8 protein-coding genes are annotated in these 11,801 nt (G+C 60.7%); 5 read left to right on the plus strand and 3 right to left on the minus strand.

Features of this window, described 5'->3' with window-relative positions:
• The first annotated feature begins 57 nt into the window (after positions 1–57).
• The 5 genes from BHE75_RS13145 to BHE75_RS13160 all read left to right on the plus strand — a co-directional run bounded on the left by BHE75_RS13145 (position 58) and on the right by BHE75_RS13160 (position 10,834).
• Entirely contained in the window at positions 58–1,917 is a 1,860-nt protein-coding gene (locus BHE75_RS13145; RefSeq protein ID WP_139181722.1) for a recombinase family protein, read from the plus strand.
• A gap of 228 nt (positions 1,918–2,145) precedes the next feature.
• Positions 2,146–4,989 (plus strand): SNF2-related protein, encoded by a 2,844-nt coding sequence (locus tag BHE75_RS13150; protein ID WP_070934151.1) that lies wholly within the window; start codon positions 2,146–2,148, stop codon positions 4,987–4,989.
• A gap of 3 nt (positions 4,990–4,992) precedes the next feature.
• Positions 4,993–6,456, plus strand: a complete 1,464-nt coding sequence (locus BHE75_RS25305; RefSeq protein ID WP_368073065.1) for a GcrA family cell cycle regulator — start codon at positions 4,993–4,995, stop codon at positions 6,454–6,456.
• Positions 6,453–8,138: a site-specific DNA-methyltransferase gene (locus BHE75_RS23330; RefSeq protein WP_254684447.1), complete on the plus strand. Its 1,686-nt coding sequence runs from the start codon at positions 6,453–6,455 to the stop codon at positions 8,136–8,138. Before BHE75_RS25305 ends, BHE75_RS23330 begins: the two co-directional genes overlap by 4 nt.
• Complete coding sequence (locus BHE75_RS13160) at positions 8,117–10,834, plus strand: DEAD/DEAH box helicase family protein (RefSeq protein WP_070934153.1); 2,718 nt, start codon at positions 8,117–8,119, stop codon at positions 10,832–10,834. Before BHE75_RS23330 ends, BHE75_RS13160 begins: the two co-directional genes overlap by 22 nt.
• Before the next feature lie 5 nt (positions 10,835–10,839).
• Here the strand turns inward: BHE75_RS13160 and BHE75_RS24105 are convergent, their stop codons facing one another.
• Genes BHE75_RS24105 through BHE75_RS13165 form a run of 3 tightly spaced genes read right to left on the minus strand, consistent with a single transcriptional unit; the run spans position 10,840 to position 11,762 of the window.
• The gene (locus tag BHE75_RS24105; RefSeq protein ID WP_139181723.1) at positions 10,840–11,019 is read right to left on the minus strand and encodes a hypothetical protein; all 180 of its coding nucleotides are present in this window, start codon (positions 11,017–11,019) and stop codon (positions 10,840–10,842) included.
• The gene (locus tag BHE75_RS24110; protein WP_139181841.1) at positions 11,019–11,123 is read right to left on the minus strand and encodes a DUF3768 domain-containing protein; all 105 of its coding nucleotides are present in this window, start codon (positions 11,121–11,123) and stop codon (positions 11,019–11,021) included. Before BHE75_RS24110 ends, BHE75_RS24105 begins: the two co-directional genes overlap by 1 nt.
• Positions 11,124–11,153: 30 nt before the next feature.
• Positions 11,154–11,762 (minus strand): plasmid pRiA4b ORF-3 family protein, encoded by a 609-nt coding sequence (locus tag BHE75_RS13165; RefSeq protein ID WP_070935864.1) that lies wholly within the window; start codon positions 11,760–11,762, stop codon positions 11,154–11,156.
• Positions 11,763–11,801 lie beyond the last annotated feature (39 nt).

The following is an 11,801-nucleotide window of genomic DNA, read 5'->3' on the forward strand; positions in this document are numbered from 1 at the left end:
CTAACGGAAAAGTAACGCACAACGCAGAAGCTGGGGACGTATCCCGGGGGTTTGTGCGTGACCGATGCCGTTATCTATATCCGCTTCTCGACCAAGCGGCAGGAGAAAGGCTTCTCCAAGGAGCGGCAGCTTGAGGAATGCCAAGCCTTCTGCAAGCGCAAGGGTTGGGACGTAATCCAGATAGTTGAAGATTTGGGGCAGTCCGCATGGAAGGGGCATCACCTCAGCGTCGGCAATCTCGGTAAGTGGCGTCGCAGCGTCGATGCCGGCGACGTGCCGGCCGGCACTATTCTCGTCGTTCACAAGCTAGACCGGCTCAGCCGCCTCGAACCGCGCGTCACGCAGCGGTGGATGGAAGACCTTTGCGACCGGGGCATCAAGATCGCCACGGTCGATGGCGAGCGTATTTTCGATGACGCCTATCTGAAAGGCCCGATGGCCCTGATGGGCATCATGGAAATCGTGATGCACGCCACGGTCAATCACACCGAGAGCGAGAAGAAGAGCCAGCTTATCTCAGATGCTTGGCGGCGGAAACAGCAGCTCACCCGTCAAGGCAAGGTGCTTTCGGCCAAGCCGCCGGCTTGGATCAAGGTCGTCGGCGAACGGATCGACAAAGATCACGACGATCGCCGCTACGAGTTGATCCCCGAGCGCGTGACCGTCCTGAAGCAGATATACGAATGGGCGGCGGATGGGATCGGCTATTGGGGCATCGCCAAGCGCCTGAACGACAACGGCGTACCGAGCTGGGGCAAAGGCCGCGCGACCACGACCCGCAAAGGCTGGGGATGGAGCTATATCGGCATTCTGCTCAAGCATCCCGCCGTCGAGGGCGAATATCACCCAGCCCATGTGACGGAGAGCGGCAAGCGCCGAAAGACCGGCGAGAGGATCGAGAATGTCTTCCCTCGTGCCGTCGATGCCGATCTGGTCGCCCGCGCTCGTGCCAGCGCATCGAAGCGATGGCAGACCCGTTCGGGGCGATATGCGCCCTATGCCCGCAACCTGTTCTCTACCCTCGTCCGCTGCAAGCATTGCGGCGGGCTGATGGCCATGCGTGGGCGCGCGAAGAAGGACGGCGGATACTCCTATCTCCAATGCGACAGCGCCGCCCGTCACACCGGTTGCCAATACAGCCAGTTCTTCAACTACCGCATTTTCGAGCGAGCTGCGCTCGATGCCATGCTTCACCTCGCGTTGGACGAGAGGTTCTTCCAGCGCGAAGACCTGTCGGGGCCGCTTGCCATACGGCTCGCGGAGTTGAACCGCGCCATCGAGAACAAGAAGGCCGAAGCCAAGCGGCTGGTCAGGAAAATGGCAAAGTTCGATGACGACGAGCAGGACGAATTTGACGAGGAGCTTCGGGCGATAAAGCTGGAGCAGCGCGAGTTGGAAGCCGAGCGCGTGCGCGTGGAGCGCGATCTGGAAGCAGCGCGGGGCCGGCTTGCGCCGAACGTCCACCTTCAACGCGTATGGGAGGTGCGGGACGCACTCGCAGACGATGCCGACGTAGAAGCCATGCGCGACGCTCGCCTCAAGGTGCGCGAGGCCATCCGCAATGTCGTCGATGCAGTCTGGTGCGATCCGGTGGACAAGGTGGGCGACCGCGAAATGCGGACACTCACCGTTCTCCTCGCTGGGGGCGCGGCGGGCATCAAGTTCGACAACGAGGGCAACACGGTCGGGACTTTCAATTTCCTTCCCGAACTGGCTGCTGGCGGACAATCCTACACGCTTCGCGATGGAACGGTTGTCACCACGAACGCCGAGGCGTTGCGCGACGCGCTTCTCAATCGCCCCGTTATCCCGACGGCAACCGAGGACGAGATTGCGAAGGCGGATGTTGCTCGACATGAAGCCGCCGCGCGCTTGGATACCGCGCTTCGCCGGGGCAAGCGCAACCGCGTCGCTTAGCCCCTACGCGGGTCACACAGGGCCTGCGCCCGCGCCCCGCTGCCCCAAGTGCCCCTCTCCCCGAATTGACCCTCAGCGGGGCGGATATCCACAGCCCCGATCAAATCGGTTCCTTTTCTGTTCCTCAAGTGGTTGAATTCGGCTACGTCCATTACCTATCGTTAGAAATCGGGGGTTACTGCCGCTAGGCATCATCGAAGTTGAGCGGCGAAGGTCGAACGGGGGAACATGACTGAATACCTGCCAATCCAGGCGCACTATCACGCGCATCGGTTGACCGTCGCCGGAACTGCCGAAGATGCCTTCACCCGATCGCTAACCTCAGCTCGCGTGGAGATGAACCCGCATCAGGTGGACGCCGCGCTTTTCGCGTTGAAGTCGCCCTATGCCAAAGGCGTATTGCTGGCCGACGAAGTGGGCCTCGGCAAAACGATTGAAGCCGGCTTGGTGATCTCGCAGAAATGGGCCGAGCATAAACAGCGCATCCTGCTCGTTGTCCCGGCCTCGCTCCGTAAACAGTGGCAACAGGAGCTGTTCGAGAAGTTCTCGATCAAGAGCCACATTCTCGAAGCCAAGACCTACAACGATATGAAGAAGGCCGGTCAGCACCGGCCTTTCGAAGTCGGCGGCGGTGTCGTGATTTGCTCCTACGAGTTCGCGGCCCGTAAGGCGGATGATATCCGCAGACCGAAGTGGGATCTGGTGATCTTCGACGAGGCCCATCGCCTCCGCAACGTCCATCGGAAGAATACCGCGAAGGGCGCGAAAGCTCTGAAGCAGGCCACGGAAGGCTTCTTCAAGATACTGCTTACCGCCACGCCGCTCCAGAATTCGTTGATGGAGCTGTTCGGCATCGTTTCGATGATCGACGATACCCACTTCGGCGGGGAAAATGCGTTTCGCGCGCAATATGCCGGAGCCGCCGCCACGCCAGCCTCACAGGAAATCCTCCGCGAGCGGTTGAAGCCGATCTGCAACCGGACGCTGCGCCGTCAGGTTCAGGAAGCCGGCCATATCAACTTTCGCCAGCGCCACGCGGTCACATTCCAGTTCGAGCCCTATGACGAGGAGACGACGCTATACGAGATGCTGTCGGAATATCTTCAGGACACCGGCACCATCGCCTATGGCGGCCGCAACAATGCGCTTGTCGTATTGCAGGCCAGAAAGATGCTCGGGTCATCGACCCGCGCGGTTGCCCGCTACCTCGAAACGCTGCTGGAGCGTCTTCGCAGCAAACAGCGCGCCACCCCGGACATGACCGATGACCTCGAAGATGCCTTCGAGGAAGATCGCGAGACGCTGGACGATGAGGAGGAGTTCGACGAGGAGCCGATTGATCCCGCAAAACTCGCGGCGGAAATCGCTCACGTTGAAGCTATGCGCGACCTCGCGGCGCGGATCGGCTCGAACGCGAAAGGCGAGAAGCTAGTCCAGAACCTGCCTGACGTGTTGGATCAAATCCGCGACAAGGGCGGCAAGCGCAAGGCGGTGATCTTCACCGAGAGCGTCCGCACCCAGAACTACCTCCGCGATCTGCTCACGGCCAATGGCTATGCGGGGCAAATCGTGCTGATGAACGGCTCGAATAACGACGACGAGAGCAAGGAAATTTACGCGGCGTGGAAGCAGCGTCACGCGGGCACCGACCGCATCTCCGGGTCAAAAACCGCAGACATGAAGGCCGCGATTGTCGAGGCATTCAGGAGCGACGACAAGGCAATCCTGATCGCGACGGAAAGCGGAGCCGAGGGCATCAACCTCCAGTTCTGCTCTCTCCTCATCAATTACGATCTGCCGTGGAACCCGCAGCGCGTCGAGCAGCGGATTGGCCGCTGCCATCGCTACGGCCAGTTGGTCGACGTCACCGTCGTCAACATGCTCAACATGAAGAACCGGGCCGAAGCCCGCATCCATGAGCTGCTGGAGCAGAAACTTCACCTCTTTGAGGGCGTCTTCGGATCGAGCGACGAAGTGCTCGGCATCCTGACGGACGGCATTGATTTCGAGAAGGAAGTGCTGCGGATCGTACAGAGCTGCCGTAGCGCCGACGAGGCCGACCGCGAGTTCGACGAGCTGACCGCCCGCATTCAGGATAGCATTGACGCCGACCTCGCGGTGGCACGCGCCAAGGTTCTGGAGAACATGGACGCCGATGTCGTCGCCAAGCTCCATCGCCGCAACGAGGCGCTGGCGCAGATATTGCCCGAGTTCAAGCAACGCCTGCTGATGGTCGCCAAGGCCGAACTGCCCGAAGCTGACTTCCCCGCGCCGGACAGCGAAAGCTTCGGTTGGGATGGCAAGCAGTGGACAACGAAATGGCCGCTCGCCGATGAGAACGACTGGCAGTTCTTCCGCGTCAACGAGGGGCTCGGCAGCGACCTGATCGAGCGCGCCAAGGCTCGCGCGTCGAACGATGGTGCGGAAGTTGTGCGCTTCGATCCGGCAAACTATCCCTATGCGGGCCAGCTTGGCGGCGTTGTTGAACTGGCGGGCCAATCCGGCTGGATGCGCGCCTTCAAGGCCATCATGCCGACCCCCGGCTCCGAGCGCGAGGAAATCATCGTCGTCGGCGAAACGGACGCAGGCGAACTCGTCAGGCCAGCGGTCTGCGACAAGATGATGATGGCGCCGGCGCAGTCGGACGGTCGCCTAACAGAAGGCGTCCCGCACGACCGGCTGGCCCAGCTCCAAGATTTCGAGTTTGGCCATTTCTCCGAGCGGATGAAGCAGGAAAATTATGCCTGGCTGATCGAGGAGGAAGAACGCCTCGGCCGCTACGCCCGCGATATGGAAATCGAGATCGAAGCTCAGATCGCCACGCTCGACGAGGAATTGAAGGATTTGAACCGGCAGAAACTTTCTCCCCATCTCGGCATGGAGGAGAAGGTCGCCGTCATGCGCGATATCCGCAAAAAGGAGGCCGCGCGCGACGAGCTGAAAATGAGCCAGTTCGAGGCGAAGAAGAAGATCGGCAAGGAAATCAACGAGCGGCTGGATGAGTTCTCCGATTTGCTCGACCGCCAGCCCCGTGTCGAGGAGCTGTTCACCCTGCGCTGGTCCATCGCGTGATCCATGCTGGAGGAGTTCCGCCAAGCACCGCTTTGCATGGAACTGGACCTCGACACCTATGAGGGGCATTGGTCGCACGTCGCGCGCTTTCGCGGTGAGAACGGCTGGCTTCTCGGCGCGGAAGCGACGCTCGAAAGCGCCACGGAAATCTATCGCACGGTGATCGTCGCGGCATGTGACGAATGGGAAAATCCCATTCCCGCCTTTCAGGCGGCGAACTTGCTCAAATGCTCGTGGTCCGATCTCGGCCCATGTTTCGAGCATCCGCCCGAGTTGCTCGACGAACTTCTCTGCGAGGAGGAGGGGCAGGTTTATGCGCGCTGGCAGCGCGAGACGAATTCGGCCCTGCAACGCCACCTGATCGCCACGGACGAGCGCGTTGCCGCCGTGGAAGCGCGGGCGCGGATGGCGACCGATCGGCTGATGCGCCAGATAAACGACCTGCGCCGTCGCCGCCGTTTCCCCGAGCTGACCGTCGAAGCGCGCTCGATCTTCGATAAGCTCATCGCCGATCTGGACGCGGAGAGCGATGCCATCTTCGAGGACAGCCGAGCGGAGGTCGCGCAAATCCGGTCGAACGCGACGCGGTTGGAAGAAGCGTTGTGGCGGCGGGAGGAAGTCATAATCGAGGTGGAGCCGATCTTCGTCGTGCGCTGGCACGGCGTTGGGGCGATCCGCCCGCGCAATCCGCTTGCCCCTGAACATGGGGCGGGCGGCGCAAGCCTGCGTCGCGTCCAAGGCAAGGAATTACGGCTGCACGAAGAGCGGCGGGCGAAGGAGGCGCGCGAGCGTGCGCGACTTGTCGAGCAGGCGCGGAAGAAAGCGGAAGCCGAGGCCGCGGTCCAGAAGGAACGGGAGCAGCTCGCGCTCGGTTTCGGAAAGCCTGCCTCTCAGAATAGCGACCGCAACGATCTGCACAAGGCGTCGCCCATTCTCCAAAAGCTGGCCGTGTCAGTGAAGCAACCCACGCCGGAACTGAGCGTGCCTGTGATGCCGTCCGCGCCGCTCACGATCATCGAACCATTGCCGCCGGCCAACGGGAAAATCGCGGTCGAGCGCGACATGCTGATGGATATGCTGGCGGCGCTGGATGCGAAGGGGCAGAGGTTCTTTTCCGGCTCGCCCAAATATCGGCGGTATCAGGAGCAGCGGGCCGATTTAGTTCGTCGTATCGCCCTGCTCGATGGTTCCACCGTCCCAGCGTCGGAAACCTCTCCGCAAAGTGTGGAGCTTTCGCGCACCGATCTGGAGGCACCCCCCTCGGGAGCTTGGCCTGCGGAACGTGTCGCGCTGCTCCAGAAGCTTTGGACGCAGGGTGCTTCGGCGGCTGAGATTGGGAAACAGCTTGGCGGCGTCAGCCGCAATGCCGTCATTGGCAAGGCGAAGCGCCTCGGCTTGCCGATGCAATCGCAAGCGGAGCTATCCGCGCGACACACTCTGGAGAACGGGTTAACGACCGCGCCATGACGACGAAGAAAACCAAACTCGAACTGACTTGGCCCGGCAAGGAGGAGCGTCCGAAGCTAGAACCGCGTATCCTGATCGAGCACCCGAACAAGAGCTATCATGCGGCGACCCGGCGCGAGGGCGACCTGTTCGACAACATGCTCATTAAGGGCGATAATCTACTCGCGCTGAAGGCGTTGGAAGCAGACTATGCGGGCTCCATAAAATGCGTTTTCATCGATCCGCCCTATAATACGGGTTCAGCGTTCGAGCATTATGATGACGGTTTAGAGCATTCACTTTGGCTTTCCCTGATGAGGGACCGTCTTGAATTGCTGCGGAGATTGCTGGACGACGCTGGCATAATATGGATAACCATTGACGACAACGAAGCGCATTATCTTAAGGTATTATGTGACGAAATATTTGGGCGATATAATTTTGTTTCAAATGTGATTTGGGAAAAATCTGATAGTCCGAAAATGGATTCTAAATACTTTTCGTCTCGCCACGATCATGTTCTTGTGTATGCCAAAAATATTGAGAATGCTTCCATAGCAAGGATCGTGGATAGTGAGGCGCCATCGCATTTTAACAAGGTCGATGCGGAGGGACGGAAATACTACACGAAGCCGCTAAGGGCGATGGGCAGCGGAGACGATACCCGAGAGGCGCGCCCTACCTTGTTCTTCCCTTTGACCGCGCCCGACGGCTCAGAAATCCTACCGATGCGACCAGATGGCGTTGAGGGGCGCTGGCGTTGGTCCGCGAGTAAGGTTGCAAAAGAGGCAGAACGAATTGAATGGGTAAATGGACGATCTGGATGGTCGCCATACTATCGGATTTATGCTGAAGGGTCGACGGGCCGCCCGCCAGAAACCATCTGGCGACATGATGAGGTCGGAAGCAATCGCACATCAAAGATTGAAGTTCAGGCCCTCTTCCAAGGCATAGAGCCGTTTACGACACCAAAGCCCGAGCGGCTAATTCAGCGCGTGCTGGACGTTACGACGCAGCCCGGCGAACTCGTGCTCGACTCCTTTGCCGGATCAGGCACTACCGGCGCTGTAGCGCACAAGATGGGACGCCGATGGATCATGGTCGAGATTGGCGACCATGCCGAGACGCATATCGTGCCGCGTCTCCGCAAGGTGATTGATGGCGAGGATCAGGGGGGCATATCCGAAGCAGTCGAGTGGAAAGGCGGAGGTGGTTTTCGCTATTACACACTCGCACCGTCGCTGCTGGAGAAGGACCGTTGGGGCAATTGGGTGATCGCGCGCGAATACAATGGGGCAATGCTGGCGGAAGCGATGTGCAAGCATCTTGGCTTCACCTACGCTCCATCGCAGGATGAAGCCGAATATTGGCGGCACGGCCAGTCCAGCGAGACGGACTTCCTTTATGTCACCACGCAAAGTCTGACGCACGAGGCGTTACGGCTGCTGTCGGAGGAAGTCGGACCGCTCCGAACGCTGATGATTTGCGCCAAGGCGTTCAGCCGGAAATCTGGATGCCTTCCCGAACCTGACTTGCCGGAAGATACCCTCCACCATTCTCACCAAATGCGAATGGGGTCGCGACGACTATTCGCTGAACGTGGCGGCTCTGCCCGAAGCGGAACCAGAACCGGGAGACAGCGCGGGGCCGCTTTTCGATGCCGTGGCGGAGGGCCAAGCCAATGGCTGAGGCCGATCCCATAACGCTGACACCGAACCAGCGCATCCGCCGTCAGGTGGCGCAGCGCCTATCCTTGCGGAAGCCGCAGGATGAGGCGCTTACCATCCTTGCTGACATTGCGGATCGGATCGACTGGCACGGCGAAGTGGACACGCAGGCACTGCTCGCGGAAGTTGCGGCCGCTTATCCTTCCGTGGAAAGCTTCGAACGAGCCTTCCCGTCTCTTTGCTTCTCGCTGGCAACTGGCGTCGGCAAGACCCGGCTGATGGGCGCGTTCATCGCCTACCTCTATCTCACGGGCCGTTCGAAGAACTTCTTCCTGCTCGCCCCCAACACGACGATCTATGACAAGCTGGTCGAGGATTTCTCGCGCCAGTCCTCGCCGAAATACGTCTTCCGGGGCATCGCCGAGTTCGCGCAGACGCCGCCGATCATCGTCACCGGCGATACCTGGGACGAGGGGCGCGGCATTCGCGGCACCCAGCTTATCGGCGACGCGATCATCAACATCTTCAACGTCGATAAGATCAATAAGGAAAAGGGCCGCATCCGCAGCTTCCGCGAGACCCTCGGCGAGAGCTATTTCGATTACCTCGCTGGTCTCGACGATCTGGTGATGCTGATGGACGAGGCGCATCGCTATCGCGCCAAGGCTGCCGCGAACGCCGTCTATGACCTCAAGCCGAAGCTCGGTCTGGAGCTGACCGCGACGCCGAAGACCGTGGGCGCAAGTCCCAAGGACTTCCGCAACGTGATCTATCACTATGGCCTCGGGCAGGCGATGGCCGATGGCTACGTGAAGGAGCCGGCGGTCGCCACGCGCGAGAATTTCCGCCGCGCCGACTACGACGAGGCGCAGCTTGAGCGGATCATGCTGGAGGACGGCATCACCTATCACGAGCAGGTGAAGGTGGAGCTGGAGCTATATGCGCGGCAATCGGGGCACCCTTCGGTCCATCCGTTCATGTTGGTCGTCGCGCGCGACACCAATCATGCCAAAGACCTCCACACTTTTCTCGAAAGCGACGACTTCTTTCAGGGCAGCTATCGCGGTCGCGTGATCGAGGTTCACTCGAACCAGACCGGCGAGGAAAGCAACGAGGCGATGGCCCGGCTCGTCAGTCTGGAGCACGACGCCCAGACCGATATTGTGATCCATGTGAACAAGCTGAAGGAAGGTTGGGACGTCACCAACCTCTACACCATCGTTCCGCTGCGCGCATCGGCATCGGAAATCCTGACCGAACAGACCCTCGGTCGCGGCCTTCGCCTGCCCTATGGCGCGCGGACGGGCAATGAGATGGTCGATACGCTGACCGTCATCGCGCACGATCGCTTCGACGAGGTGATCCAGGAGGCGCGCAAGCCCAATTCCGTCATTGCGATGAAAACGCTGACCATCGGCGAAGGCGGCGATATCACGACCGAGCATCGCGAAGTCATCTCCGTGCCGACCGCCGCTGAGGCGATCTTCACCGGCTGGCAGCTCGATTTGCCGGGCGACACTCCGGCGCGCGTGAACGACGAGCGCGCCGCCTATGTGCCGCCAACGCCCGAACAGGTCGCCTATGCGAACACGACGATGGAGTTCATCCGCGACAAATATGAGCGGACATTGACTGGCGGGCTGGCCGATCTTCGCAATCCCGAGGTTCAGGCGGAAATCGCACGGGACGTTCGGAAGGCGACGCAAGCCGCGCAGGGAAGTTTCGACACCGTTCTGCCGCAGGCGGATGTGGAGCAACTGGTCGCGCAGATTGCGGCGTCCATTGCCGACAACAGCATCGAAATCCCGGAGATTGTCGTGCTGCCTAGCCGGGAGGTGAACTTCTGGTTTGACGACTTCGACCTCGGCAATCTTGACGCCATCCGTTTCCGCGCCAGCTCCGACACGATCCTGATCCGCAATCTGCGGACAGATGTGCAGCGCGAGCTTGCCCGGTCGCAGGATGGCCCGCGCGAGAAGCGGGTGGAAAACTATGTCATCCGCCACCTGATCGATTTCCCCGAAGTGGATTACGACAGTCAGGCCGACCTCCTCTACAAGCTTGCCGGGCAGATGGTGGAACGGCTGCGCGCCTATCTGCCGACCGAGGAAGAGGTTGAGGCCGTCGCGCTCGAACAGGGCAAGGCGCTGGCCCGCTTCATCTTCGATCAGATGCGCGATCATTACCGGGAAACGCCGGTGGAGTATCGGGCGCGGCGCGTGCGGTCGTTCAAGGCGCTGAAGCCTCAGCAGCTTGGCGTGAGCCTGACCAAGCGCCTTCCGCTTACCGAGGCCGCCAATCCGCTATCATCGACGCCGAGCTACCTGTTCTACGGCTCCAAGAAATGCCCGTATCAGTTCCAGAAGTTCGATAGCGATCCAGAGCGCCGCTTCGCTGCGATCATCGACAGCGACCGGATGTCGCGCGTTCTGAAATGGCTCCGCCCCGCGACCGGCCAGTTCGATATCGAATATGACCGGGGCCGCCGCTACGAGCCGGATTTCGTCGTGGAGTGCGACGACTGCAAGCTGATCGTCGAGGTGAAGGCCGAGCGCGAACTTGACGATCCCGTGGTGGTGGAAAAGGCCCGAGCTGCGCGTGCGTGGGTCGCTAACGCAAATGAGTTTGCCGCTGAGGGCGATGGCAAGCCTTGGCGCTACATTCTGCTCGCCGATACGCAGGTGACGGAAAGCCTGACGCTGGCCGGCCTGTTGGCCCACGCCAGCGAATAGGCCGGTCAGTTGATGGCGTCGCCGGGGACGTGTGTTTCTGGCTGACGAGGTGAGAAGGATATTGGCGGCGGCCAAGCGCGCTTGCTGCGGACGACGATATGCGCCTCCGCCATGTTGAGCGTCAGCAGCAAGCGAAGCGCCCGATAATGGTGTTCCGTTATGTCGCGGGCGTCGTAGCGGCGCATCAATATTCCTCCGCCAACATGATCGTCATCACGCGCCTGGTCGTGGCCGGGCTGGCCGGATCGGGATCATCTGGCCGATTGCGGTCGCGCGGGTAATAGTCGATCTGTAAGCGTGGTCAGGAAACCGCCATCGCTTAGCTGTCGCGGGATTTAGCGTCGGTGTAGGCGGCTCTTCCCTGTGCCCGTCGCTTGGCGAGCTTCGCCATGCGTGCGTTGATCTCGTCGGGGCTGATATCGGTGGGATCGAAGACGCCGCCATACCATTGCACCATGGACGCGCGCTCGGGATGGCGCGGCTTGGCCATGGCATTGAGGAACTCCTCAAATCCTGGGGTTCCGCCGACGTCTTCGNGTGGAGCACGACGTTCGNCATCGACAAACCGNGGGTAATCGATGCCGGGANTTGCGGGTATGATCTCTTCGATCTCGATGCGATGGCGCCAATCGNCCCCGAAATCATAGGTGTAGGTGAAGCTGGTAATGCCGCGCTCGACGAGCTTGCCGATGCGCATATTGGCGGCGTCGCGGGTGCGGATCATGAAATCATCGTCGTCGAAGCGGATGCCATAGGCGGCATCGCCGATATCGAACCGGAACAGGTGGTAGTTCTCGAAGAGCATGCAGGCCTGGATCGCGAGGTGCAGGGTCTTGAGGCTGTTGGTGACGGGAAGTTCGACGCGGCGCCAGATGGCGGGCTTCAAGTCTTCGAGCGTGATGCGAATCCGGGCGATCTGGTCGGTCATGCCGCCATGCTGACGGGCGTGCTTTGCGCTGTCCAGTTC

Source organism: Edaphosphingomonas haloaromaticamans, from assembly GCF_001853345.1.
Classification (GTDB): Bacteria; Pseudomonadota; Alphaproteobacteria; order Sphingomonadales; family Sphingomonadaceae; genus Sphingomonas_E; species Sphingomonas_E fennica.